The sequence below is a fragment of the Paenibacillus sp. FSL K6-1318 genome, from assembly GCF_037976905.1.
GTDB lineage: Bacteria > Bacillota > Bacilli > Paenibacillales > Paenibacillaceae > Paenibacillus > Paenibacillus amylolyticus_A.
Genome location: NZ_CP150270.1, coordinates 463,037 through 488,741 on the forward strand (window position 1 = coordinate 463,037; position 25,705 = coordinate 488,741).

Annotated in this window: 24 protein-coding genes and 1 riboswitch; all 24 genes read left to right on the forward strand. The window is 47.2% G+C overall.

Translation table 11 applies throughout. The features are described 5' to 3' along the window. Positions 1-64 precede the first annotated feature (64 nt). The 24 genes from NYE45_RS02240 (at position 65) to sdaAA (ending at position 25,669) form a co-directional block, all read left to right on the forward strand. A complete protein-coding gene (locus NYE45_RS02240) occupies positions 65-1,171 on the forward strand; it encodes an Ig-like domain-containing protein (protein WP_340015384.1) in 1,107 nt (368 codons plus the stop codon). Between the two features lie 381 nt (positions 1,172-1,552). Further along, complete coding sequence (locus NYE45_RS02245; protein WP_340015385.1) at positions 1,553-2,104, forward strand: GrpB family protein; 552 nt, start codon at positions 1,553-1,555, stop codon at positions 2,102-2,104. A 19-nt stretch (positions 2,105-2,123) separates the two neighbouring features. Continuing rightward, positions 2,124-2,516, forward strand: a complete 393-nt coding sequence (locus tag NYE45_RS02250) for a DUF2809 domain-containing protein (protein WP_340015386.1) — start codon at positions 2,124-2,126, stop codon at positions 2,514-2,516. A gap of 28 nt (positions 2,517-2,544) precedes the next feature. Then, positions 2,545-3,102, forward strand: a complete 558-nt coding sequence (locus tag NYE45_RS02255; RefSeq protein WP_340015387.1) for a GNAT family N-acetyltransferase — start codon at positions 2,545-2,547, stop codon at positions 3,100-3,102. A 51-nt stretch (positions 3,103-3,153) separates the two neighbouring features. After that, positions 3,154-3,483 carry a DUF952 domain-containing protein gene (locus tag NYE45_RS02260; protein ID WP_264933545.1) on the forward strand — a complete coding sequence of 110 codons (330 nt, stop codon included), beginning with the start codon at positions 3,154-3,156 and terminating at the stop codon, positions 3,481-3,483. Positions 3,484-3,551: 68 nt separating this feature from the next. Beyond that, positions 3,552-4,142 (forward strand): DUF1572 family protein, encoded by a 591-nt coding sequence (locus tag NYE45_RS02265; RefSeq protein ID WP_340015388.1) that lies wholly within the window; start codon positions 3,552-3,554, stop codon positions 4,140-4,142. Then, entirely contained in the window at positions 4,139-4,732 is a 594-nt protein-coding gene (locus NYE45_RS02270; RefSeq protein ID WP_340015389.1) for a histidine phosphatase family protein, read from the forward strand. The genes NYE45_RS02265 and NYE45_RS02270 overlap by 4 nt, the downstream gene beginning before the upstream one ends. After that, positions 4,733-5,566, forward strand: coding sequence for a DUF2785 domain-containing protein (locus tag NYE45_RS02275; RefSeq protein WP_340015390.1), 834 nt, complete (start codon positions 4,733-4,735; stop codon positions 5,564-5,566). 44 nt (positions 5,567-5,610) lie between these two features. Further along, positions 5,611-6,324 carry a 5-oxoprolinase subunit PxpB gene (gene pxpB / locus NYE45_RS02280; RefSeq protein ID WP_340015391.1) on the forward strand — a complete coding sequence of 238 codons (714 nt, stop codon included), beginning with the start codon at positions 5,611-5,613 and terminating at the stop codon, positions 6,322-6,324. Then, positions 6,324-7,358, forward strand: a complete 1,035-nt coding sequence (locus NYE45_RS02285) for a biotin-dependent carboxyltransferase family protein (RefSeq protein ID WP_340015392.1) — start codon at positions 6,324-6,326, stop codon at positions 7,356-7,358. Before pxpB ends, NYE45_RS02285 begins: the two co-directional genes overlap by 1 nt. After that, entirely contained in the window at positions 7,355-8,128 is a 774-nt protein-coding gene (locus tag NYE45_RS02290) for a 5-oxoprolinase subunit PxpA (RefSeq protein ID WP_340015393.1), read from the forward strand. The genes NYE45_RS02285 and NYE45_RS02290 overlap by 4 nt, the downstream gene beginning before the upstream one ends. Before the next feature lie 90 nt (positions 8,129-8,218). Further along, positions 8,219-8,677 (forward strand): NUDIX domain-containing protein, encoded by a 459-nt coding sequence (locus tag NYE45_RS02295; RefSeq protein WP_340015394.1) that lies wholly within the window; start codon positions 8,219-8,221, stop codon positions 8,675-8,677. Positions 8,678-9,324: 647 nt separating this feature from the next. Continuing rightward, positions 9,325-9,741, forward strand: a complete 417-nt coding sequence (locus NYE45_RS02300) for a pyridoxamine 5'-phosphate oxidase family protein (RefSeq protein WP_062837223.1) — start codon at positions 9,325-9,327, stop codon at positions 9,739-9,741. A gap of 478 nt (positions 9,742-10,219) precedes the next feature. Further along, on the forward strand, positions 10,220-12,475 hold the full coding sequence (locus tag NYE45_RS02305; protein WP_340015395.1) for a bifunctional 2',3'-cyclic-nucleotide 2'-phosphodiesterase/3'-nucleotidase: 2,256 nt from the start codon (positions 10,220-10,222) through the stop codon (positions 12,473-12,475). Between the two features lie 214 nt (positions 12,476-12,689). Further along, positions 12,690-13,727: an EAL domain-containing protein gene (locus NYE45_RS02310; RefSeq protein ID WP_340015396.1), complete on the forward strand. Its 1,038-nt coding sequence runs from the start codon at positions 12,690-12,692 to the stop codon at positions 13,725-13,727. A 195-nt stretch (positions 13,728-13,922) separates the two neighbouring features. After that, positions 13,923-16,019, forward strand: a complete 2,097-nt coding sequence (locus NYE45_RS02315; protein ID WP_340015397.1) for a methyl-accepting chemotaxis protein — start codon at positions 13,923-13,925, stop codon at positions 16,017-16,019. A 391-nt stretch (positions 16,020-16,410) separates the two neighbouring features. Continuing rightward, the gene (locus tag NYE45_RS02320) at positions 16,411-17,703 is read left to right on the forward strand and encodes an arsenic transporter (RefSeq protein WP_340015398.1); all 1,293 of its coding nucleotides are present in this window, start codon (positions 16,411-16,413) and stop codon (positions 17,701-17,703) included. Between the two features lie 685 nt (positions 17,704-18,388). Further along, positions 18,389-19,315 carry a phosphate ABC transporter substrate-binding protein gene (locus NYE45_RS02325; RefSeq protein ID WP_340015399.1) on the forward strand — a complete coding sequence of 309 codons (927 nt, stop codon included), beginning with the start codon at positions 18,389-18,391 and terminating at the stop codon, positions 19,313-19,315. 142 nt (positions 19,316-19,457) lie between these two features. Then, positions 19,458-20,366: a phosphate ABC transporter permease subunit PstC gene (pstC, locus tag NYE45_RS02330; RefSeq protein WP_100528178.1), complete on the forward strand. Its 909-nt coding sequence runs from the start codon at positions 19,458-19,460 to the stop codon at positions 20,364-20,366. Between the two features lie 2 nt (positions 20,367-20,368). Next, positions 20,369-21,256: a phosphate ABC transporter permease PstA gene (gene pstA, locus NYE45_RS02335; protein ID WP_340017293.1), complete on the forward strand. Its 888-nt coding sequence runs from the start codon at positions 20,369-20,371 to the stop codon at positions 21,254-21,256. Positions 21,257-21,268: 12 nt separating this feature from the next. Beyond that, a complete protein-coding gene (pstB, locus tag NYE45_RS02340; protein ID WP_062837230.1) occupies positions 21,269-22,024 on the forward strand; it encodes a phosphate ABC transporter ATP-binding protein PstB in 756 nt (251 codons plus the stop codon). Between the two features lie 193 nt (positions 22,025-22,217). Beyond that, positions 22,218-23,318: a phosphotransferase gene (locus tag NYE45_RS02345; RefSeq protein ID WP_340015400.1), complete on the forward strand. Its 1,101-nt coding sequence runs from the start codon at positions 22,218-22,220 to the stop codon at positions 23,316-23,318. A 357-nt stretch (positions 23,319-23,675) separates the two neighbouring features. Continuing rightward, a riboswitch (glycine riboswitch) is annotated at positions 23,676-23,799 on the forward strand. Between the two features lie 252 nt (positions 23,800-24,051). Then, on the forward strand, positions 24,052-24,741 hold the full coding sequence (sdaAB, locus tag NYE45_RS02350; protein WP_340015401.1) for an L-serine ammonia-lyase, iron-sulfur-dependent subunit beta: 690 nt from the start codon (positions 24,052-24,054) through the stop codon (positions 24,739-24,741). Next, positions 24,731-25,669, forward strand: coding sequence for an L-serine ammonia-lyase, iron-sulfur-dependent, subunit alpha (gene sdaAA, locus NYE45_RS02355; protein WP_340015402.1), 939 nt, complete (start codon positions 24,731-24,733; stop codon positions 25,667-25,669). Before sdaAB ends, sdaAA begins: the two co-directional genes overlap by 11 nt. Positions 25,670-25,705: the final 36 nt, after the last annotated feature.

The window sequence follows — 25,705 nt, forward strand, 5'->3', positions numbered from 1 at the left end:
GCAATTCGTATCCGATATAATATAATAGAAGTAAAATATTGGATTATGGGAGATGGATATAGAAATGAGTAGAATCAAACTGGCGATTCGAGGCACACTTGCTCTAATTATGGCATTAACAATACTGGTTCCTTCGTTGGCCTTGGCGGCTACAGGTGATGTGACATCGATTGAAATAACCAATAGCAGTCCGCAGAAGATGAGTGTCTCCGAAACAGCTACGCTTCAAGTGATGGCAACGGTAGAAGGTTTTGATAACAAGCAGGATGTTACCGAAGGTGTGACATGGTCCACCAGTAATGCAGCGGTTGCGACGATGGTGAAAGGCAAAGTCAAGGCTGTGGCTGCTGGCGAAGCAACCATTTTTGCAGAGGTAGACGGGGCTAAAGCCCAGTTGGTTGTGCAGGTGCAGGAGAAGATCAAAAGCATCAAAGCTTCACCGAACTCCTATAATTTTGTTAAAGGCAGTGAAAGCACCCTCCCCAAAGTAAGCATTACCCGTGCGAATGGTAAGGAAGAGGATGTGACGTCTGAGATTGTGTGGTCCGTATCCACTTCTTCGGCTGTGCTGGAAAACGGTAAAATCAAAGGCGTTACACCTGGCAGAGTATTGTTGCAAGGCAAATATGGAACAACGATCGTGAAAGTCCCCGTTGCTGTGACGGATGAGATTACCAAAGTCGAGGTTACCCCTGCCACAATGCAGCTGAACATCAAGAAGTCCAAGGCGTTGAAGGTCATCGGCACCTACGCGAATGGTAAAACCATTAACCTTTCAAAACAAATGATATGGACCTCTTCCAATACGAATGTAGCTATCGTGAAAAATGGAGCCGTCAAGACGCTGACAGAAGGACAAGCGACCTTGACAGGAACTTATCAAAATCAGACAATAAAGGCAGAGGTTACCGTTGTACCTTTGCTCAAAAAGTTGATTACAGGGCAGAAAAAACTGGTTTTATCCCCACAGGGAAGTACAACGCTGAGTGTGATGGCCCAGTATGATACAGGCAAAACCACTGTTGTAACTAACAGCGCGGTATGGAGTAGCACAAAGCCGGGCGTAGCGACAGTAACAAATGGAAAGATTGTGGCTGTAGGCAAAGGTAAAACGTCCATCACTGCCAAGTGGGGCAACAAAAAAGTGACGATTCCTGTTACGGTAAAATAAATATTTATATTAGTGAAGCGTTTTGCATTACTCCAAAGATTAATTCAGTACATGACATCGTTAAAATCATCAATGTAACAGACAACTAGGGGCGTAGACATACGCTCCTTTTTTGGATATATAGAAATATGTATCTGAAATGCCTTCTGCTTTTTTTAAAAACTATATAAGGGGAGTGGATGGGATGAATATGAAAGCTTGGATTATAAGCTCAGACGCTAACTCTAGTGATCTGGCTTACCTGAAATATCTTCTTTTATCCCTAAGTTCCACACTTACATTTCAACGGAGTACTACGATTAAGCGGATGAAGCAACGCACCTATGAAAAATACAGAGAAGGCTACCATTTGAAATGTCATGTTGAAGAGGAGATACCTGAATGAAAGATCCAATGCAACCGGAAAATTGGCCTGCCTGGGCTACAGAGTCGGTAGAGATTGCTCCGGCCAACCCCAATTGGGGCGCACAGGCTCAGGAAGAAATCCGGCAACTCAAACGTCTTCTACAGCAGTTTAACATCCATCAATTCGAACATATCGGAAGCACGTCCATTCCAGGGTTACCCGCCAAACCCATTATTGATCTGATGGCAGAGGTACATTCATGGGATGATATGGATCTGATTGCGGATCAGCTGAATCCGGTGGGCTGGAACTACGTTCCGCCTGAACTGGATGGACGGGAATACAGACGATTCTGGGTCAGGGTTAAGGATGGCAAGAGAGCTGTACACCTTCATCTTATGCGCCCAGGAGAGGAACGTTGGGATCGTCAAATTCGGTTTCGGTATGTACTGAGAAAACGCCCAGATCTGGTGGAAGCTTACGCCGTCCTGAAGACGAAGCTTGCTGATGAGAACAAGGAAGATAGGGAATCGTATACCGCTGCCAAAACGCAATTTATTTTACAAGTGCTTGATGAAGGCATGTAATCAATTGAAATACATGCTCATGAAGGACAGACTGATCTATTTCTTCGCAGTCATGATGACCATGGCGGCAGGACTCGCCTCCAGACACTTTGGTGATCGATTACCCAATTGGGTGCATGAACATTCCGGAGACGCATTGTGGGCGGGCATGATTTATTTCGGAGTACGCATGGTGTGGCCTCATCGCAGCTTGGTATGGGCGATGTGTTTGAGCTGTGTATTCAGCTGGTTGATTGAGTTCTCACAGTTGATTCAGACGCCTTGGCTTATTGAGATACGCTCAACTGTATGGGGTGCTCTTATTCTGGGACATGGTTTTCTGGTGATCGATCTGATTCGATATACGGTGGGTATTCTGTGCATGGTAGTGATAGATCGTTATTTCCTGAGAAATAAGATGGATGGATCTTGAACTCCAGTGAATCAAGGAGGTGCGTAGAATGAATGTAGAAAAACTTTTTGCCGAATCGCCCGAATTTGAAACACAGCGGCTGAAGCTGAGACGCCTTGCGATGGATGATCTCGAAGATTATTATGCGTTTGCCTCTGATCCGAGAGTGAGTCAGCAAAGCTTGTGGAACTGCCATGAGACGGTGGAGGATTCAATTCAATATATTCAGCGGGTACTGGATAATTATGAACGGAAAACGGTACATATCTGGGGTTTTGTCCTGAAGGAAACAGGGACCTTGATCGGCAGAGGTGGCATTTTTCATCTCAACGAACCCATGCAGAGTGCTGAACTGGGGTACGCGATAGCCAGCAGTCACTGGGGTAAGAGTCTCGCAGCAGAAGCGATGCAACCCATCGTGGATTATTGCTTTCGGGAACTGGACTGCAATCGGCTGGAGGGGAAATGTAATGCAGGCAACATAGGCTCTGCACGCGTCATGGAGAAGCTGGGCATGTCGTACGAAGGTTTGCTACGCAAACAGTTGAAGATCAAAGGTGTATTTACGGATCAAAAATTGTACTCCCGTATCCGGGATGATCTATAATACTTCCAATGACACATAGGGTACATATCAGAAATTGAAGGAGGCGGAACCATGATCTATAGTATTATTTCCCGTTCGTTGTGGGAGCAAGTGTCGAAGGGGACTGAGTATGCACCAGATAGCCTGGAGACAGACGGATTCATTCATTGTTCCACCAAGGAACAGATCCCATGGGTAGCCGGGCAATATTATGCAGGCCGCACGGATCTGTTATTACTTAGTATTGATGAGAAAGCGTTAAAGCCAGAACTGGTGTATGAGGATCTGTACGAATTGAATGAACTATTTCCACATATCTATGGAGAGCTCAATCTGGATGCGGTGCGCAAAGTCATTCCATTTGAACCGAATGCAGACGGCACATTCTCATTTCCTGAATAAATAACATGTGACGCTTCTGTTTGGACGTGATCAGGGGACAACATACTTTTCCGAAGGGCGGTTAGCGGATGGATATGAATCAGGTTTTTCTGGAAACAGCGGAGAAGCAATTTCTGTATTACAAGCAGCTCGGGGAAAAAGCCATGGCACAACTGGAATCCGAGCAATTGTTTCTATCCTGGAATGAAGACGCGAACAGCATTGCGGTGATCGTAAAACATCTATGGGGCAATATGCTGTCCCGTTGGACAGATGTACTGACAACAGATGGTGAGAAACCGTGGCGTGAACGGGACGCCGAATTCGTGAATGATATTTCTTCCAAGGAAGAGTTACTCGCCAAGTGGGAAGAAGGCTGGACATGCCTGCTCGAAGCCATTCGTTCGTTTACCCCGGAACAATTGTCTCATATCATCTACATTCGCAATGAAGGACACACCGTCATGGAGGCCATTATTAGGCAATTAGCACATTATCCGTATCATGTCGGGCAGATTGTATTTGCCGCGAAAATGCTTAAAGAAACAGCTTGGGACAGTCTCTCGATTCCGAGAAGCGGGTCTGCTCAATATAATGGCGGCAAATTTGCCAAGCCGAAGGCACGCAAACATTTTACAGAAGATGAACTTCATATAGAAAAAGGTGAGGAACAACAATGACTGAAATCGCATTGATTCGCCATGGAAGCACTGCATGGAATAAGGAAAAACGTTCACAGGGACAGACGGATAATCCGCTGGATCAGGATGGAAGGGAACAGGCGGTATTACTTGCCGCGAGACTAGCCGAAGAATCCTGGGATGCCATCTATGCAAGTGATTTGGAGCGCGCAAGTGAGACGGCTCGCATCATCGGTGACCGCTTGGGGATTCGGGAGATTCATCTGGACCCTAGGCTCCGCGAGATGGGCGGGGGACAGGTCGAAGGAACGACGGAAGAGGAACGGTTAGCCAAGTGGGGAGCGGACTGGAGTACCCTGGATCTGGGACGGGAGCTTGCGGATGCAGGGACTGTTCGAGGCAGCGCGGTGCTTGAGGATATTGTACAGCAGCACCCCGATGGAAGAGTGATTGTTGTCAGTCACGGAGCCGTCCTGCGGAATACACTGCGAGGTCTGGTGCCTGAGCTTGATATCAGCGCGAAGCTATCCAACACATCCATTACCCGGATCGTCAAGAAAGAGAATGTTTGGCAATGCGATCTGTACAATTGTAGCGTGCACTTGGATTCGTCCAGGGAGTCTCAATAGATGGATGCTCTGACGTTAAAACAAAAATTACAGCATATTCAGTCGTCTAATCATTCCATTGATCACGAGGAACAGCCTTACGAATTGGCACTGCATATGATGAAGCACATTGGCAGTCCTGACCCTGTCCTGCGGGATGAATTGATCTATGTTACGTTTGCGACCTGGATTGGGCAGGGGGTGTTTTCGGAAGACGAGCTGAAGCATGTGTTGCAGTTGGCGCTGGACGATCAGCACCTTTTCTATCGGATCGGAGAGCAGGGGACTGATAGTGTGTTTACACGTACGTTCTCCGTGTTGTTACTGCCTCCAATTTTGAGTGTGGATCGTGAGCAGCCTTTCCTGAACAAGGAGGATATCGCAGGGATTCATCATCGGTTGACTACATATCTGGAATGTGAAAAAGATGTTCGCGGCTACGCCGATGATAAGGGCTGGGCGCATGCTCCGGCACACGCGGCTGACGCAGTTGAAGATCTGGCACAGTCGGCATATCTGGAGCGAACGGATCTACTGGAACTTCTGCATGCACTCGCTGTGAAAATAACCGAATCAAGTGTAGTCTACATCCATGATGAGGATCAACGAATAGCGCATGCCGTTATGACCATTCTTCGTCGCAATCTGTTGGAGCCAAAGGATATTACGGTGTGGATCGATTCTCTTCATCAAGGAGACCAGGCGGTGAACAGATCACTTCTGGAAACCAGTCATAGGAGCCTGAATGTGCGTCTATTTTTGCAGACACTATATCTTGCGATACGTACAGAAGAAGCTGAGCCGTTTCCGGCAGTTCGTTCGATGGTATTGCAGGCATTGGGAAGAGAAAAGTAACGGGATACTAGATATATGGGTGTGGGAAAAGGGGGAGGTGGCACATGAACGAATTGTCGTATTCATGGACGGAGGAAATCCTGTCTCCGCTGGGTGAGACAGCGGTTATCATCGATTGCGGGGATCACTTGTCTGAGGCGGTGCACCGCAGAGTGATGTCTGTATGTGCTTTGCTGGAAAAAAGCACTCTGCCAGCCATGATCGAATGGGTGCCTTCTTACACGTCCGTTACACTATTTTATGATCCGTTCATCTCCTCTTACCCCGAGTTATGCCAGACTCTGCTTCAGCAGCTGAATCAAATGAAGGAATCCGCACAAGACAAGCCCAGGACAGTCACGATTCCCGTATGTTATGGTGGCGAGTGGGGGCCTGATCTGGACTACGTTGCCAGTGAGCATGGACTGACCGCAGAGGAAGTCATTGCGATTCATACATCCGGGGACTATCTTGTACACATGATTGGATTCGCACCGGGTTTTCCGTATCTTGGCGGGTTATCCGAACGGATTGCTACGCCCAGACGGGCAACGCCAAGGCTTCGGGTAGAGGCCGGTACAGTAGGTATTGGTGGCAAACAGACGGGAATCTATCCGGTGGACACACCCGGGGGATGGCAATGTATTGGACGAACGCCACTCCGGTTGTTTCGGCCGGGTGAGAACATACCGAGTTTACTGGCAGCAGGTGATCGGGTTCGATTTGAACAAATTACGATGCAGGACTATCTGGCGTTGAAGCGGAAGGAGGGCGAATGATGAGTATTGAAGTGATTCGCCCTGGTCTGTTATCTACCATTCAGGATGAAGGCAGAACCGGCTATCGCCGATATGGTATTCATCCTGGTGGGGTCATGGACACCTTTGCAGCCAGAGCAGCGAATGTGCTTGTTGGTAACTCTCGTCATGCGGCAGTACTGGAGATGACGATGACGGGGCCGGAGCTTCGATTTCAGGAGAGCCAGCTTATCACACTATGTGGAGCTGATTTGACGGCAACCGTGGATCAGCTGCCTGTACCTTTGTGGCGTCCTGTGCTGGTGCGGGCAGGAAGTGTACTGAAGTTTGGCCAATGTCGTCATGGCTTGCGCGGTTATCTGGCGTTTGCGGGTGGAATAACTGTGCCTGAAGTGATGGGCAGTCGAAGTACAGATCTCAAGACAGCTCTTGGCGGTTTGGAAGGTAGAGCCCTGCGTGTGGCAGATCTGTTATCTACGGGTGAACCTTCTGATGAGGCGCAAGTATGGATGCAGCGTATGGAAAAGCACGCAGAGAAGAGTGATCAGGGACGCCGAATAATTGCACCGGCTTGGTTCTTGTCTGAGCGAGAAAGACCTGACTATTATGGTCAACCTGTTATTCGTGTGATAGAGAGCAAGGATAGTTCGCTGTTCAGCGAGGCAAGTTTGGGGAAATTCTATGCGGAAAAGTACGTGATCTCTTCGCAATCGGATCGGATGGGCTATCGCTTACAGGGCTCCAGACTGGAACTGGATCAGCCGCTGGATCGGTTGTCTGAAGCCGTTACCTATGGCACGGTGCAAGTGCCTCCGGATGGGCAGCCGATCATCTTGATGGCAGACCATCAGACGATTGGAGGTTATCCTGTCATTGCACAGGTAGCTCGGGTGGATATGCCAATCCTGGCTCAAGCTAAGCCAGGAACCCGAATTGCTTTTAAACAAATTACGCATGATCAGGCCCGTCAGTTGTACATGGAACAGGAACGCAACATGCAGCTCATGGATAAACTGATTCGCAGAAGAATGGCAGAAATGGAGGGCGCTCAATGAATACCTCAAAAACCTTGGATATCAATTGTGATCTGGGCGAAAGTTATGGTATATATCGCACGCTATCGGATGAAGCCATTCTGCCCTTAATTACGTCAGCCAATATAGCCTGCGGGTTTCATGCAGGGGACCCGGCTACGATGCGACTGACGGTGGAGAGGGCATTGGAGCATCAGGTTGTGATTGGAGCCCATCCAGGGTTGCCGGATCTGCAGGGGTTTGGCAGAAGACGTATGGACATTACGCCACGGGAAGCATATGACATGGTGGTATATCAGATCGGTGCACTGGATGCCTTTGTCCGGGCAAGTGGAGGTCGCATGCATCATGTGAAACCACATGGTGCCTTATACAATATGGCCGCAGAAGATGCGAAGCTTGCTGAAGCCATCGCCGAGGCGATCTATCAAGTGCAGCCTGAACTGTATCTGTATGGTCTGGCGGGCAGTGAGCTGATTCATGCTGCGGATCGCATCGGTCTGCGTAGTGTAAGCGAGGTGTTTGCGGATCGAACCTATGGGGCGAATGGGAAGCTAACCCCTCGTAGCCAAGCCGGAGCCGTCATTGAAGAGTCGGGACAAGCGATTGCGCAAGTGCTTCGGATGGTGAAAGACGGAGTCGTTGTATCCACGGATGGTACGCTAGTTCCCATTAAGGCTGAGACGGTCTGTATCCACGGTGACGGAGCAAACGCGTTGACATTTGCTCAAGAAATCCGTCGCGTATTGGAATCGGAAGGTATTAAGCTCTCTGCGCATACAATGGGATGATATGCCTGTTCAGCAGAAAACAGTAGTTTACAGAATGTTTTGTTAGATTGAACTTTGAAATTTTGGAATGACAAGGAGTGAATGAACAGAATGAAACCCATACGCAACTCGGCGAAGGCCGTTATTGTGCAGGATGGACGATTGCTGGTGATTCGACTGGAAGATCAATATGGTACCGCTTATGTGTTCCCGGGTGGAGGACAGGAGAAGGGTGAAGAGCTCAAGGATGCGGTCGCGCGCGAATGTCTGGAGGAGATTGGTCAGGCCGTGAACGTGGGAGAGTTGTTACATATTCGAGAGTATATCGGAAAAAATCATGAATTCGCCGAGTGGGATGCAGATATCCATCAGGTTGAATTTTATTTTGCGTGCAGCCTGATCGATCCGAAGGCAACTATTTTTGAAGGCTCCAATCCAGATGACCACCAGGTCGCCGTGGAATGGATTGCCCTTGAAGAGCTGTCCCAGATTCGTTTATATCCAAAAACGATTGGCGAATTGCTGCTTAAATCAGACTCTTCCTCAATCTATCTTGGAGATCTGAATTAACTCAGCCATGAAGAATTTAAGCGCTAATCCCTTTATGTAAACATTTTTATAAAGAACTTTTCCAATTTTGTCACGTTAGCGTATCGGTTCATGGATTCACCATAGGTGAGGTGGGTACACTATAAGTACAGGCTTATTACACCTAACGTAAGTTGACTGTACTTATACACTGCAACGGAGCGGATATAATCTAAAGAAACGAAACCTGCAAAGTTAAGTACAGGTTTCTGTTTGAACTTTAGCTTACCCACTCCTCAAATTGGAAGAACGGTAGACGTAGTGGAGGGGACGAAATCGATTCTGAGGAAGCGAAGTGTCTGCTGGTATCCTGGGTTTTCACTTGTATATCCATTGAATTAAACATTTACACTATAACGGAGAGGACAGAAGAAACCTGAAAAAGCGAAGCGGTCGCCTTTGTCACCGGATTTTTCCCTTGAGAAAAGGGAATCAAAAAAATCTGGGGATAACAGCGATTGGAAGGTTATTCTGTCATCGTAGTGTAAGTGTAAATCGCTTTAATCCAACGTATACGATGAAGAGATCAGGATCATCGCGAGACAACAGCGATCCAAAGAACGATCCGTACCCGGAACGGCGCCTACAAGAGTCTCCAAATATCCCCCAAATCGAAAGGAGCACTTCCCATGAACCAGACTGAATTGGAACAAAACATTGTAAAAGCATTGGAAAACAACCCTTTTTGCAGCTTCTCCACTGTGGAGGATGGTAAACCGAAATCCCGCTATATGGCGCTTTTCAACGATGGACTGAACATTCATCTGGCAACGAACCGCCGTACACACAAAGTAGAGGAACTGGAGAATAATCCGAATGTTAGCCTGCTACTTGGTTATGAGGCTGGTGGCTCCAAGGAAGTGGTTGAGATCGAAGGAACTTGTGAAGTGACGAAGAACGAAGGTTTGCGTGAGCAAGTGTGGAACGACGAACTGAAGGCCTGGTTCGATGGACCTAACGATCCGAACTATGTCATTCTGGACATCACACCGGCTCGTATTGAGTATACGGGCAAGGACCATGAACACCACGTGTGGGAACAATAAGCCGAAATATGAAAATAACCTCTGCCAAGTAGCATTCTTATGCGGAAAACCGGGCAGAGTTCAATTCAACCGTGAAAGCCATCTAGGCTTCACGGTTTTTGTTATGAATGAAGAACGCTGAACTGGACATAGTTGTAAGGTTTATGTAATATACGTATTTTTAAACAACCAAGCACTAATTACCTACTAAAATGTTGAAAAAAATGTCGAAATCACGCATGATAATGTAAACTCGGCCTGGTATGTGCGGGTAATGTAAAAAATAATGCTTTTCAATGGCTGAACATTGCGTTATGATTTGGAATGTAAACGACAAGCACAGACATAAATAGATGTTCATGTGAGATAAACTTACCTGAAATTCCGATGCATGTCATCAGAGCGTCAGTACGCACAACCCATGAAATCTATCTTTTTTCTGCGCTCTTCGTTTGCCCAATAATGCATGATTCAATGTACATAACCGGGAGGGGTTATTTTGAAAACGAGTAAAAAAGTATTATCGAGCCTGACTGCCGCTTTGGTTGCATTAAACGTGCTCGCGGTATTTCCGGTACCTGTGTCGGCTGCGGATGCTGCCAAAGTGAAACTGCGGATCATGGAAACCACAGATATTCATACCAATCTGGTTAACTATGATTATTATTCCGACAAAGAGACAGACCAATATGGACTCGCGAAAACAGCAACACTGATTAAGAAAGCCCGTGACGAAGCGAAGAACAGCCTGCTGTTTGATAACGGGGATCTGATTCAGGGAAATCCGCTGGGAGACTACGCTGCCAAAATTGATCCACTGAAAAAGGGTGAGACTCACCCTGTATATAAAGCGATGAATCTGCTCGATTATGATGCAGGGAACATCGGTAACCATGAATTCAACTATGGTCTGGATTTCCTGGACATGACGCTGGAGGGAGCGAACTTCCCTTACATTAATGCCAATGTCTATGTAGACGATGGTGATGATGATGAGACAAATGACAAAAATTATTTCACACCGTATGAGATTTTGGACAAGAAAGTAACGGACGAAACGGGTAAGGAACATACGATCAAAGTGGGTGTGATCGGATTCGTGCCACCACAAATCATGCAGTGGGACAGTGCTAACCTTGAAGGCAAAGTAATCGCCAAAGATATTATCGCTACTGCGAAAAAATTCATTCCTGAGATGAAAGCAAAAGGCGCCGACATTATTGTAGCTATTCCTCACTCCGGATTTGAGGAAATTCCTCAAACGGATCTGATGGAAAACTCCGTATTGTATCTGAGCCAAGTTGAAGGCATTAATGCCATTTTGTTTGGACATGCCCACAAAGTGTTCCCAAGTGCTGATTTTGCCGGCAAAAAAGGGGTAGACCTGGAGAAGGGCACCATTAATGGCGTTCCTGCTGTAGAGCCAGGATTCTGGGGGGATCACCTGGGGATTATTGATCTGGATCTAGAACAAGTGGATGGCAAATGGAAAGTGGTGGATTCCAAAACGGAAGCACGCCCAATCTATGACACAGCCAACAAAAAACCATTGGTAGAAGCGGATCAGGACATCATTGATGCGGTTCACGAAGAGCATGAAGGCACATTGGAGTATGTTCGTGGTCCGGTGGGCGAAACGACTGCACCAATCAACAGCTTCTTCGCTCTGGTTCAGGATGATCCATCCATTCAGATCGTAACGAATGCACAGAAATGGTATGTTGAAAAACATATGCAAGGTACGGAATATGAGAAAATTCCTGTATTGTCCGCAGGTGCTCCATTCAAAGCAGGTGGACGTTCAGGCGCTTCGTATTACACGAATATTCCTACGGGCACCATTGCGATCAAAAACGTTGCTGACTTGTACGTGTACCCAAATACGGTACATGCTGTAATGGTTAACGGCGCAGAATTGAAAGAATGGCTGGAATGGTCTGCAGGCCAATTCAACCAGATCGACCCGGCCAAAGGTGGACAACAACAACTGATCAACAATGACTTCCCAACGTACAACTTCGACGTTATTGATGGTGTAACGTATCAGATTGATGTAACCCAACCAGCCAAATACGATAGCAAAGCTACGATCGTTAATGCATCCGCAAGCCGGATCAAAGATCTGAGCTTTAACGGCAAACCGATTGACCCAGCACAAAAATTCATTGTAGCGACCAATAACTACCGTGCTTCTTCATCCAAACTGGCTAACCCGGACGGCAAACGAATCGTTCTGGCTGCACCGGATGAGAACCGTCAAGTGATTATCGACTACATCCGTGAAAATAAAACGATTAATCCAGCAGCGGACGGCAACTGGTCCCTGGCACCAATCAAACCATCTGCTGGTGTAACTGCAGCAGCGCTGAATGATCTTGAAGTTGTGTTTGCTTCTTCCCCAGATGCGAAAGATCTGGTTGAAGCGAATCCGGCAATGTCATTCATTGGTACGAACAAAGAAGGTTTTGCAGAGTATGGCTTGAAACTGACAGGTGAAGCAACGACAACACCTGAAACAGGTGTGGAGCCAGCTCCGACGCCTAAACCAACACCAACGCCAACGCCGACACCTAAGCCACAACCTGAGAAGCCGGCAACCAACAACAAAGTTGTATATGTGGTGAAAAAAGGGGATAACCTGTACCGCATCGGTTTGAAATATGGTGTGGACTGGCGCAAGCTTGCGACAGCTAACAAAATCTCAAATGTGCATAACCTGAAAGTTGGACAGAAAATCGTGATTCCCGCTTCTTAAGTTTAATAAGCGGTGAGGAGGAGACCGACAGTCATCAGACTGTCGGTCTTTTTTTCTGCAATTTTGAATATATTTGTTTCAATAACCGTCATATAGGAAGTCATCAAAACAGTAGAGATTAATTTCAAGACCCATGATATAATATTTACAAACTTTGGGTATATACCAGTGAACATTAATGACATGGCATCATAAATTGGCAAGGGGGTCCTACATGAATTGCAGTGGCTGCAGTCCAATCTATCCTATAGAGGGTCAAGGTACCTTGTACCTGCGTCCCATTTCCCCCGCTTTGCTGGAAGCGCTGCAAACGCCGGGAAGATATATCGAGACGTCGGATGATATGATGTGGATGCATTTTACGGATCTTGAGGCGGTTCAGAGCTTAATAGAAGAGATCGGCATTATTGATCCCACTTTACGTGATAACCTAACCGTTCAGATTACACCTTTATATGAACAGGCTAATGAAGAAGGCTGGATCAGTCTAACCATGCAGGAGTCCCGTTTCAAGCATGCGGAGCTCGTTTCCATTATTTTGGAGCATCAATTCAGCAGTCATATGCAGCCTATCGTTGATGCATCGGAGCAGATTATCGGATATGAGTTTTTGCTTCGTCCTGCTGAGAATGGAAAACCCTTCAGCTCCTATGAATTATTTGAAGTTGCGCGCGAGACCGGATTACACTCTTTTCTGGATCGAACGGCGCGTATTACCGCCATTGAGACAAGTGCCCTTTTTCTGCCGCATGGTGTCAAACGCTTCGTGAATTTCCTGCCTTCCTCCATATATAATCCCGAATATTGTCTGACACATACGTTTGATGCGATTGAACGTCTTGCGCTTGACCCTAAAGATTTTGTGTTTGAAGTCGTGGAAACAGAGCAGATTCAGCATATGTCCATCTTGCAGCACATCTTTGAGGTGTATCGTTCACGCGGAATGTCGGTTGCGTTGGATGATGTGGGTGCCGGATATTCGACAATAGAGTTGATGAATCGGTTAGAACCGGATTTTGTCAAAATAGATCGAAGTCTTATTGATCGTTGTGATCAGGATTCGACCAAACAACAGAAGATTCTTGATATTGTTGAGATGTCGAGTCGATTTGGGGGTCAAGTCCTTGCCGAGGGGATCGAACGAATGGAGGAGTTTGAATTCTGTCGTTCCATCGGTATTGAGCTTGCCCAAGGTTACTTTTTCGGTAAACCTGCGGCACAACCTCTAGACGGTCCGTGTTCCAACACTTGACCTAAATTCATTAAAAATTTAGTACCTCGTACTTTGTACAAGTCACTTCTGCTCAGAGGTGGCTTGTTTGGCGTACCTGCACATTTTTCTCTCAAATAAATACCCTCATTCAGCCGATATATAAGATAAGCCTTGTAGATTGATCCATACATACAAAGAAAGAGGGCATTTTTACATTAAGAGGGGGAGAAAGCAATGAGTGGAGATCCGAATAATAAACCAATGAAAGCAACAAAACCCGCTAAGCCAAAACAAAATAAAAATAAAAAGAAGAATAAAAAGAAAGGTTTTGTCTGGAACATAAGGAACAAATTGTTGGTCTCCTTCCTGGCAGTTCTGCTTCTGCCAAGTCTGGCAGTCGGCTTGATCACACTTAAGATGGCTGAAAACGGCGTACAAGGACAATTGGTGGATAGTGCCCTGCAAAGCGTGAGCACTGCCAATACAATTGTAGAAAGCCAAGTGAATTACAAGATTCATGATATTAACTATTTCGCGGATTCCCTTGACCCGAGCCTGATTAAAGGGGAGAACGATAGTCCTGAGCTTCAGGTGAAGCTGCAGCAATATCTGGGCTTGCATCCCGATGCTATGAACATTTTTGTAGGAACGACAGACGGAGTTATGGTTCGAGGTAAGCCAACGGCGAGCAGCACGCGGGGAGATGCATATGATCCACGGGAGCGGGAGTGGTACAAGCTTGCGATAGAGAAGCCGGGTACGACTGTGGTGTCACCTGTATCCATCAATACGGATGGCGTTGCTGTTGTGTTTATTTCCAAAACATTAAAGGATCAATCCGGTGTCATCGGTTTGTCTCTGGACCTGACAGACCTGCAAGAACAGGCATCCATTAAGGTAGGCAAAGAGGGCTACGTTATCATTATGGATGAGAACAAAAATTATGTCGTTTCTCCTGTAGTTGATGCAGGAACACAGGAAACTAGCGGTTTGCTGGACGAAATGTATGAGGGTCAAGAAGGTCAATTTGATTACGTATTCAACGATCAGCCGAAGATGATGATTTTCTCAACGAATGAAGCAACGGGTTGGAAAATTGCCGGCACGATGTTCAAGAGTGAAATAACCAATGCGAGCAAGGACATACGCATGATTACATTTATAGTGATTCTCGCAGCCACGTTCCTTACGCTCATCTTTATTATCTGGTTTACACGCTCCATGCTGCGTCCGATCAAACGACTGCAGGAATCTGCGAGAGCTGTAAGTAAAGGTGACCTGACCGTGAAAATGGAAACAGGGCGTAAAGATGAAGTCGGAGATCTGGCGAAGTATTTCGAGCGTATGGTGGATAACCTGCGAATGATGATTCTGGGTGTACAGGAAACGACAGAGCAGGTATCCGCTTCTTCTCAAGAATTGTCTGCCAGTGCAGAACAAACCACCAAAGCGATTGAACATTCAACACTGGCCATTCAGGAACTGGCTGAAGGTGCAGAGCAACAAGTGAACAGTGTGAAAGACGGATCTGGACAGATGAGCCGAATGGCAGAAGATGTTCGAATGATGTCGGAGCGTGTGCAATCGATCACGGCAAATATGCGGAATACATCTGGTGCGGCTTCTTCGGGTAATGAGGCAGCAGGACAGGCGGTAGAGCAGATGAACAGCATCCAGGAAACGGTGGAGCAGCTGGGAACGGTGGTTCAATCTCTGAATGCCCGTTCGGTAGAGATTGGCAGCATGGTTGATGTCATTGCCTCCATCTCGAAACAAACGAACTTGCTCGCATTGAATGCTTCCATTGAAGCGGCAAGAGCGGGTGATGCGGGTCGTGGGTTTGCCGTCGTAGCGGGAGAAGTACGTAAACTGGCAGAGGAATCCGGTAGCTCGGCAGCACAGATCGGTGAGGTGGTTCACAATATCCGTCAGGATATGGATGCCGCTCTAATCGCCATGAATGCCGCTCAGACTCGGGTGGGAGAAGGAATTCAGGCCGTGAATACGTCCGGACAATCGTTTGCCCAGATTCGGGAGGCGGTGGAAGATGCCGTTCATACATTGGATGACTTGTCCGAAACAACGAAGCAACTGGAGAACGGTGCATCCCACGTTGCCAAAGCGATGAGCGATATTTCGAATGTGACCCAGGAATCGGCTGCAAATACAGAATCCGTGTCTGCATCTTCGCAAGAACAACTGGCATCAGTAGAGGAGATTGCATCATCCTCGGCACATCTGAACAGTATGGCGGAGCAATTACAAGGACTGCTTGGTATGTTCAAGATGGTGGAGGATACACCGAAAGATAAGGGTAACGATAAATCCTAACGTCGGGACAGCGAAACCGACTATATAAATTGAACTAAACGTTTACACGAACGGAGAGGACAGAAAGAACCTGAAGAAGCGGAGCTACAAGTTTTCTGTAAGAAAACTACTTCGAAAGCATATGCTATCCCCGGATTTACCCCTTATATAAGGAATCAAAAAAATCTGGGGATAACAGCGATCGGAAGGTTGTTCTGTCATCGGAGTGTCCAGTGTAAATATTTTTAGTTCAACTTATATAGATATATGAGAAAATAAAGATAGACATTGCTCCTGCGGCCCTGTATAAATATATCGTCTGGTTCTTCCGTGCATCGTGCGGTGTAATCTTACAATATAATGATGGAATGAACGATAGAATATATCGAGACAGGGTACAGCAGGAGGCTCTATGGTATACGTAGCAATATTGATTTTTGCAGTAACAATCACCTTGGTGATTTGGCAACCTCGTGGATTGGGTATCGGCTGGACTGCCTCGGGTGGGGCATTGCTTGCCCTACTGTGTGGAGTCGTCAGCTTGAACGACGCATCGGATGTGGCATCCATTGTATGGAATGCAACGCTGGCTTTTGTCGGTATTATTATGATTTCTCTCATTCTCGACGAGACGGGTTTCTTCGAATGGGCTGCCCTTCACATGGCAAGGCTCGCTGGAGGGGACGGTCGCAGACTGTTCTTCTACTCGATTTTGCTGGGTGCCGCAGTATCTGCCCTGTTCGCGAATGACGGAGCGGCACTCATTCTGACGCCAATTGTACTGGCAATGGTACGTGCATTGAGGTTCGATGAGCGCATGGTGCTGGCTTTTGTAATGGCGAGTGGATTTATCGCGGATACCACATCGTTGCCGCTCGTTGTCAGCAATCTGGTTAACATTGTGTCCGCTGATTTCTTTGGTATTACATTTGTGGAGTATGCGGTGCGCATGGTTGTACCGAATCTGTTCTCGATCGTAGCGAGTACGGGCATGCTGTTCTTGTTCTATCGCAAAAGCATACCCCGTCGCTACGACATCTCCGCGGCACGCGACCCGAAGGAAGCGATACGTGATCCACGGATGTTCCGAATCGCCTGGTTCATGCTTGGGCTGTTATTGGTGGCCTATGCATCCAGTGAGTTTCTGCCGATTCCCGTGTCGGTTATCGTTGGCTCCGTTGCGTTGCTGTTCGCTTTACTGGCACGCAAGAGCGAGGCGGTTGATCTGAAACGGGTAATCAAGGAAGCGCCATGGTCGATTGTGGTGTTCTCGGTGGGCATGTATATCGTCGTATATGGACTGCGTAATGCGGGGTTAACGGATCATCTGAGTCGCTGGCTGGATGCCATAGCAGAGCATGGTCTGCTGGCTGCTTCGCTGGGAATGGGCATCATCGCTGCCGTATTGTCATCCGTCATGAATAACCTGCCGACCGTGTTGATTAACCTGCTAGCCATCCAGGGTGCACATACGGAGGGGATCGTTCAAGAGGCTTTGATCTATGCCAATGTTATCGGTTCCGATCTGGGTCCCAAAATGACCCCGATTGGATCACTTGCCACATTGCTGTGGCTGCACGTGTTGTCTCGCAAAGGTGTGAAGATCACATGGGGGTATTATTTCAAAGCAGGTATCATCCTGACGATTCCAACATTGTTAATTACCCTAGCCGGGTTGGCATTGTGGTTATGGATCCTAGGTTAGTAAAATTAGATTTTACATTAGGTATTAATAAGATAATCTGTTTTAATGTAAAGCTGCTCTCACAGCTGGTGCTACGCACTGGCAGTGGGGCAGTTTTTTTGTTCCTCTTTTGTTTCTTCTATAGAAGAAATGAATGCTCTATTTCAATTAAGCAGTTAAGCATTTACATAAGGCCAGCCCATTGTAGGGCTGGCCTTCTTTGCCTACTCCCCAGGCAGAAGATTGAAATGCCTGAGATCCAACAAGCGCTGACATAGCGCAGGGAAACCGCGATCGTAGTGGAGGGGACGGAATCGATTCTGAAGAAGCGGAGCGTTCGCCTTTGTCTCCTAATTACAACAATTAAAATTATTGATCAAAGAAATTTGGAGACAACAGCGATCAGAAGAACGATCCGTAACCGGAACGGCCACTCAGGGTATCAGCTACTTAATATTACTATAAGTAAATTTTTTTCATGGAAATCTGGACACAATACGGATTAAAACAACGTCCGTTCCCTAAGCGACCTCTTCAGCGCTAGATTAAATCCCAAATATTTCAATATACAGCCGATATTTTTAACATTGCGTTTACAAAACACTGATTTTAAGATGACATACCGAAACTACAATGAGTAAAGAGTTGATGGTGAACAAACAAATTCACAAAACGCCATCACTACATTGGGGGAGGAAAACAAAACATGTTTAAAAAGTTGCCGTTTATTTTGATGACCTTAACGTTCGTACTGGTACTCGCAGCATGCGGATCGAAAAATGACGCTGGTACAGAGGGTGCCGCAAGCAATGGATCAGGAGAAGCTGCTACTGAGCTTAGCGGTAACATTCTGGCAGTCGGATCGACAGCATTGCTACCTCTGGTAGAACAAGCTGGACAGAAATTTATGGCAGTTGATGAATATAAGAACGTAACGGTTCAAGTTCAAGGTGGCGGTAGTGGTACTGGTTTGACACAAGTATCTGACGGACAAGCTACAATCGGTAACTCTGATGTATTTGCAGAAGAGAAGCTGGAGGACGAGGCCAAAGTAAAAGAACTGGTTGACCATCAAGTAGCGGTAGTAGCTATGGCGCCAGTTAGCAACAAAGATACAGGTGTAGAAGATTTGACGAAGCAACAACTGGTTGACATCTTCTCCGGTAAAGTAACGAACTGGAAAGACGTTGGTGGTGCGGATCAAGCAATCGTTATTGTAAACCGTCCAAGTAGTTCCGGTACTCGTGCAACTTTCGAAAAGTATGCATTAGGTGAAAAAATGGGTGATATCCAAGGTTCAATTCAAGAAGATTCTTCTGGTAACGTAAGAAAATTGGTAGCTGAAACGCCAGGTGCTATTGGTTACCTCGCCCTGTCTTACTTGGATGACAGCCTGCAAGTATTGAAATACGAAGGTGTAGAAGCGACTGTTGAGAACGTAGAAGCAGGAACTTATCCAGTATGGGCTTACGAGCACATGTACACGAAAGGTACACCAGATGCAGCAACACAGGCATTCCTGGACTACATCTTGAGTGACGAAATTCAACAAAATGACGTGACAGAACTTGGATACATTCCAATGTCAGGTATGAAAGTAAAACGCGATGCAGCAGGTAATGTGGTTGAGTAATCTTTGAACTTGCGCATTCAGCGAAAGAGGCGGACTTAGGTCCCGCCTCTTTACGCGGTTTGCTCTAAAATAATCCCATATTTTGCATTAATTCTACTATAGAAGGATGGTTGTTATGGAACAGACCGAAGGGGGAACGGTAATGAATAACAAGTTGAAACCGCGCCGGCCCTTAAAAGAGAAACATTATTGGGAAGAGTGGACGGGACGGATCTATACGTCGATTTGTGTCGTTTTCCTGATCGTTGTCATGTTTTCCATTGTGTATTTTGTAGCGTCCAAGGGACTATCAACATTTTTCCAAAACGGGATAAGCATAAGCGAATTCCTTGGTGGGAAAACGTGGAATCCAACGGGGGAACCTGCTTTCTACGGGGCATTGCCGTTCATTACAGGTTCTTTCATTACAACCTTGCTTGCAGCACTGATCGCAAGTCCGCTTGGCTTGTGTGCAGCACTCTTCATGACAGAGATTGTTCCGGGTAAAGGAAAAAAGATTTTGCAGCCTGCGATTGAGCTCTTGTCCGGAATTCCGTCCGTTGTGTACGGATTTATCGGTCTGAGTGTCATCGTACCTTTGTTGCGTAGTATCTTTGGTGGAACAGGCGTCGGGATTGCAGCCGGATGTCTTGTTCTCGCTGTAATGATCCTTCCTACGGTGACAAGTATTATGGCAGATGCATTGTCCGCATTGCCCAAAGGATTGCGTGAATCCTCCTACGCACTTGGTGCCACTCGCTGGCAAACCATCTATCGTGTCATTATCCCAACAACTTTGCCAGCTTTGTTGACAGGTGTCGTTTTGGGTATGGCTCGTGCTTTTGGTGAGGCACTTGCTGTGCAGATGGTTATCGGTAATGCACCGCATGTTCCAACATCCTTGCTTGAATCAGCTTCAACATTAACAAGTGTAATTACACTCAGCATGGGTAACACCACGATGGGTTCTGTTCATAACAATGCACTGTGGAGTATGGCGCTTGTCCTGTTGGTGATGACCTTTGTCTTCGTCATTCTGGTTCGCCTGCTTGAAAGGAGAAACCGGGTATGAAAATGAAGGCAAAGACGGTAGATAAAATTGCAACATCCGTTATCGTTGTATTGGCCCTGTTCATTGTTATTCTATTGCTCGGCCTGCTCGGCTTCATCATGTATAGAGGCATTGGACATATTAGCTGGAACTTCCTGACAAGCGCACCACAGTTACTCAAAGGTGGCGGCGGGATTGGTCCACAGCTCTTCAACTCCGTTTTCTTGCTGATTCTGACCTTGATTGTTACCATTCCACTCGGATGGGGCGGCGGGATTTACATGGCGGAATACGCCAAACCAGGCAAGATTACCAGCTTCATTCGTCTGGTCGTTGAAGTATTGTCATCATTCCCATCCATCGTTATCGGTTTGTTTGGTCTCTTGCTGCTAGTAAATCAATTTGGTCTTGGTTTCTCCCTGATCTCGGGTGCATTGGCTCTGGCGATCTTTAACTTGCCACTGATGGTACGGACAACGGAGCAGGCCTTCCGCGCCGTTCCGAAGGAACAGAAGGAAGCAGGTCTGGCGCTTGGACTGTCCAAGTGGAAGATTATCACTTCCATTCTACTGCCTGTGGCATTGCCGAGCTTGATTACGGGTACGATCCTGGCATCGGGCCGGATCTTCGGTGAAGCCGCCGCGCTGATGTTCACCGCAGGTATGAGTAGTCCACCATTGGACTTCACAGATTGGAATCCGACGAGTCCAAGATCACCGCTTAATCCTTTCCGTCCGGCAGAGACACTTGCTGTCCATATCTGGAAAGTAAATAGTGAAGGCATTGGGCCAGATTCCAAAGAAGTGGCAGCAGGGGCATCCGCCGTGCTTGTCATTCTCGTGCTGGCGTTCAATCTAAGTGCACGCTGGATCGGTCGGGTTGTATTCCGCCGCATGACAGCTTCGAAATAAGGAGGAACCAACATGGCCATACCTTTTGGTACGGAACAGTTAAGCATATATTATGGACATTTTCAGGCAGTTAAGCAGATCAGCCTGACGTTTCCCGAAGCAAGCGTAACAGCGCTTATTGGGCCGTCTGGTTGTGGTAAATCCACGTTCCTCCGGTCGCTGAACCGGATGAACGACGAGATTGCCGGTTCCCGCACAGAGGGACATATCTGGATGGACGGTAACGATCTGAATGAGCCTGGAACTGATGTAATCAAGCTTCGTCAGAAGATTGGCATGGTATGGCAGAAGCCGAACCCTTTTCATAAGTCCATCTACAACAATATCGCGTTTGGCCCCCGCTACCGTGGTACGAAGAGTAAGAAGGCACTGGATGAAATTGTGGAAAAAAGCTTGCGCCGTGCTGCGCTCTGGGACGAAGTGAAAGACAGGCTGAACGAGTCAGCCCTGTCTCTCTCAGGTGGACAACAGCAGCGTCTATGTATCGCACGCGCCTTGTCTGTTGACCCGCAGATCCTGCTGCTCGACGAGCCAGCATCTGCACTTGACCCGGTATCTACGGGTAAGGTTGAGGAATTGATTACCGAGCTTAAGAAAGATCTGCGGATCGTCATTGTTACCCATAACATGCAGCAGGCGGCACGCATCTCGGATTATACGGCTTATTTCTATCTGGGTAGCATGGTTGAGCACGGGGATACGGAGCATATTTTCACCAACCCCGACAATCGTCTGACGCAAGAATACATTATGGGTCGTTTTGGTTAATTGGATCATGGAGTGTCACATAGAGTAACATAAGAGAGATAGAGAAATAATAGAGACAGAAGAAAGCACAATGCCTGGACGATTGTTCGGGGATTGTGCTTTTTTAATTTATTTTTGGAAGAATTTGCTGTATATCAAACAATCATGCTACGATAATCAGTATTGAGAGAACGTTTACATAACTTCGAAGGGGATGTTGATAATCACTACGGATCAGACGTCTTACGACCACATGGCAGCCCAGATCATACAGAACTATAGCATGGAGAAACCTGTCGTTTCCTATATTCGACACAATGAAAATCTGACGTATCATGTCGTCGATGAAGCCAGCCGGCAGAAGTATCTGCTACGGATACACCAAGCCGCCTATGCAAGTATGACAGGCATTCAGCATACGCTTCCTGCACTGGAGGCGGAGATGAACCTGCTTCATGAGTTAAACGCGACGACAACATTGCGTGTGCAGCATCCGGTACGGAATGTAATGGGAGACTGGGTCACGGTATGGACAAGTGAAGCGGGTAAAGAAATCTGTTGTACAGTACTGGAGTGGATTGAGGGCAGGGACATCCAGCAGGGAGAACGCCTGACAACAGAGCAAATCTATGATCTGGGTGTCCAACTGCAGACACTTCATCAATATGGACGTGTGCAAGATACGGCCGAAGCCACTGAGGGAACGGTTGAGGGTAAAGGAGTAGTGGATGGCAACGATCATCAGCGGACAGGGAGAGAGATGAGCCAGCTAGATCGAACGAAGGTGCGCCCGGCATATGGCAACATCCATGAGAATCTGGTCATGCTAGGGCAACTGGAGGAAGGCGTCCGACTTGGGATTTTTACAACGGAAGACTTCGATCTGCTTCGTGAGACGTTCGAGAACATTAATGAACAGTTGGAAACGTACCCGCACGATGCAAAGACATGGGGAGTTATTCATGGGGATATTACTCGCAACAATCTGCTGATAACGGATCAGGGAATCTCCATGATTGATTTTTGTCTACACGGTTATGGTTACTATCTTTTCGATGCCGGAGGGGCAGCACTGATGTTCAATCGGGAGGAACGTGACATATTCTTATCCGGTTACACGAAACAGACCGCACCACTGACGGATCGTGATATCCGATTAATGGAAGGGTTCATGTTGATCTTTACACTAGGGTATTATGCTTTTCAGATGGCGAACGTGTCGAGGCACGAATGGATGAAAGACCGCATGCCGAAGCTATGTAGCAAGTATTGCATACCTTATGTACAGAAGGAGAGTATCTTCTACGAACTGTGAATGATAATCCAGATGTGCAGACCCAGATGAGCTGCTGAGCAGTGTGCTTCAAAAGTTATGGTTGCCTGAGCACCCGAACGTTTTCATGGACAACATCATAAATAGTAGTAAGCACATCATTGCATGGATTACAGGAAAACAAAATGAACTTTTAAAAGATCTTTTATCGTATTAATGTGATGAAAGCTGACAAAATATTCTGTTTTTTATCGATTTTAAAGGAAATAAAGGAAATGTATCCAAAGAAATCGTTAAGTTTGTTGACACTAACCTTCCGGTCGATTAATCTTAATGAAGAAGAAATTAACGACTTCCATTACTGTTCTGCATAAGCTTAGAATAGTTCCATACAGCGGATGATAACGAGCGGGAGAGACCTGATCAGCCGAGCAAAATGGCTGTTGTTCAGGCACCGAAGGAGCAAGCTGCTGCGCACCCGGCGCAATGGTTAATCTCTCAGGTAAATGTACCATCGTTGGACGCAACTCTGGAGAGTGCGCGAACTGCGCCACCCAAGGGGTATATGATCAGTCAGTACGGTGACCTTGTCTGTAATTGCAGGTAATGCACCTTGTCGTGAGACGCTGCTGATCGTGAAACTCTCAGGTATCGAGGACAGAGAGAGGGCCTGAGGCCTTCTTCTGTCCTTTTTTGATGTCATCATTCAGTAAATAAGGAACAATATGGCTCAGATTCTGGATGGAAATGACGAATACAATTGGAGGGTTACAAGGTGCGATTTAAAGATGTTTTCTCAATTATTGGTCCGTCCATGACAGGTCCTTCAAGTTCACATACAGCTGGAGCGGCAAGGTTAGGAAGAATTGCTCGTCAATGGCTGGGTTGTACGCCGGATCGTGCACGACTGACGCTGTACGGTTCATTCGCTGATACGTATCAGGGGCACGGCACGGATCTGGCATTGATCGGCGGTCTGCTGGACTATGTCACAGACGATCCGCGTATTCCGGATGCAGAGCAATACGCAGAGGAAGCGGGCATGGAGGTTGAGTTTTATACAAGCGGCCTGCCTGCTCCTCATCCGAATACCGTCAAGATTGAGTTGTGGCATGGAGAACGTGCCTGCTCCTTGATTGGTGCTTCTATTGGTGGCGGCAGTGTATCGGTGCATGCGATGAATGATTTTCGTGTCCAGATCAGTGGTGAATTCCCAACACTCGTTCTGCGTCATGCGGATAAAGCGGGCGTGCTCGCCTCGGTGACGTCCACGATCAGTTCATCCGGGGTTAACATCGGGTATATGCAAGTAGATCGGAAAGCCCGGGATGGCGAAGCGCTGACTGCGATGGAGATGGACGGTGTGCCGAATCCTGATATGCTGAAGCGTCTGCGTTCGCTCGACCATGTGTTGGACATTCGTGTCATTGATTTGAAGAGAGGAGTTGATTCGGATGCGATTTAAACATTTGCACGAACTGAATACGATCTGTACAGCAGAATCCAAAACCATTGCTCAGCTAATGATCGAGGAACAGGTTCAGGAGACCAATACGCCGGAAGCGGATGTTGTGCAACAGATGTCTGAATATTATCAGGTGATGAAGGAAGCGGTACGCAAAGGGTTAACGGAAGATACCACTTCACGCAGTGGATTAACGGGTGGAGACGGCAAAAAAATGGCCGAGTACATTCGCAAGGGGGAGACTTGCTCTGGTGATGCTTCCGCACTTGCCATGGCGTATGCCCTGTGTGTATCTGAAGTGAATGCCTCCATGGGCCGGATTGTGGCAACACCAACAGCTGGTTCCTGCGGCATTATCCCTGGTGTGTTTATTAGCTCACAGGAGCGGTTTGGCTGGACGGACGAACACTTGGTAAACGGGTTATTCTGTGCAGGGGCGATTGGTTATGTCATTGCGAACAATTCATTCATCTCCGGGGCTGAGGGTGGCTGTCAAGCGGAAGTAGGTTCCGCGATAGGTATGGCTGCGGGTGCCATGGTTGAGCTGCGTGGAGGTACACCGGAGCAGGTCGTTCATGCCGTTGGCTTGGCGTTAAAAAATACACTGGGTCTGATCTGCGATCCAGTTGCAGGCCTCGTTGAAATTCCATGCATCGTCCGTAATGGACTGGGTGCAGTCACAGCACTGGCTGCGGCCGACATGGCATTAGCCGGAGTTCGTAGTGCCATACCGTCAGATGAAGTCATCGACGTCATGCTGGAAGTGGGTAGTGCGATGCCGAGCCGTCACCGGGAGACAGCCCAAGGCGGACTGGCCCAGACGCCAACCGGCCGCAAAATGATGCAGAAGCTGGCTAAACCGAAGGCAAAGCGTGCAGAGCCTGAACCGGAATCCCCTGCTGAAAATGATACAGAACCTAAGGCGTAATAGGATTGATATTTAAATAAATCAAACGCTAACTTG

Coding starts and splice junctions, on each gene's coding strand:
- NYE45_RS02240 (WP_340015384.1), top strand. CDS start 65: ATGAGTAGAATCAAACTGGCGATTCGAGGCACACTTGCTCTAATTATG.
- NYE45_RS02245 (WP_340015385.1), top strand. CDS start 1,553: ATGAAAGATCCAATGCAACCGGAAAATTGGCCTGCCTGGGCTACAGAG.
- NYE45_RS02250 (WP_340015386.1), top strand. CDS start 2,124: ATGAAGGACAGACTGATCTATTTCTTCGCAGTCATGATGACCATGGCG.
- NYE45_RS02255 (WP_340015387.1), top strand. CDS start 2,545: ATGAATGTAGAAAAACTTTTTGCCGAATCGCCCGAATTTGAAACACAG.
- NYE45_RS02260 (WP_264933545.1), top strand. CDS start 3,154: ATGATCTATAGTATTATTTCCCGTTCGTTGTGGGAGCAAGTGTCGAAG.
- NYE45_RS02265 (WP_340015388.1), top strand. CDS start 3,552: ATGGATATGAATCAGGTTTTTCTGGAAACAGCGGAGAAGCAATTTCTG.
- NYE45_RS02270 (WP_340015389.1), top strand. CDS start 4,139: ATGACTGAAATCGCATTGATTCGCCATGGAAGCACTGCATGGAATAAG.
- NYE45_RS02275 (WP_340015390.1), top strand. CDS start 4,733: ATGGATGCTCTGACGTTAAAACAAAAATTACAGCATATTCAGTCGTCT.
- pxpB (WP_340015391.1), top strand. CDS start 5,611: ATGAACGAATTGTCGTATTCATGGACGGAGGAAATCCTGTCTCCGCTG.
- NYE45_RS02285 (WP_340015392.1), top strand. CDS start 6,324: ATGAGTATTGAAGTGATTCGCCCTGGTCTGTTATCTACCATTCAGGAT.
- NYE45_RS02290 (WP_340015393.1), top strand. CDS start 7,355: ATGAATACCTCAAAAACCTTGGATATCAATTGTGATCTGGGCGAAAGT.
- NYE45_RS02295 (WP_340015394.1), top strand. CDS start 8,219: ATGAAACCCATACGCAACTCGGCGAAGGCCGTTATTGTGCAGGATGGA.
- NYE45_RS02300 (WP_062837223.1), top strand. CDS start 9,325: ATGAACCAGACTGAATTGGAACAAAACATTGTAAAAGCATTGGAAAAC.
- NYE45_RS02310 (WP_340015396.1), top strand. CDS start 12,690: ATGAATTGCAGTGGCTGCAGTCCAATCTATCCTATAGAGGGTCAAGGT.
- NYE45_RS02315 (WP_340015397.1), top strand. CDS start 13,923: ATGAGTGGAGATCCGAATAATAAACCAATGAAAGCAACAAAACCCGCT.
- NYE45_RS02320 (WP_340015398.1), top strand. CDS start 16,411: ATGGTATACGTAGCAATATTGATTTTTGCAGTAACAATCACCTTGGTG.
- NYE45_RS02325 (WP_340015399.1), top strand. CDS start 18,389: ATGTTTAAAAAGTTGCCGTTTATTTTGATGACCTTAACGTTCGTACTG.
- pstC (WP_100528178.1), top strand. CDS start 19,458: ATGAATAACAAGTTGAAACCGCGCCGGCCCTTAAAAGAGAAACATTAT.
- pstA (WP_340017293.1), top strand. CDS start 20,369: ATGAAGGCAAAGACGGTAGATAAAATTGCAACATCCGTTATCGTTGTA.
- pstB (WP_062837230.1), top strand. CDS start 21,269: ATGGCCATACCTTTTGGTACGGAACAGTTAAGCATATATTATGGACAT.
- NYE45_RS02345 (WP_340015400.1), top strand. CDS start 22,218: ATGTTGATAATCACTACGGATCAGACGTCTTACGACCACATGGCAGCC.
- sdaAA (WP_340015402.1), top strand. CDS start 24,731: ATGCGATTTAAACATTTGCACGAACTGAATACGATCTGTACAGCAGAA.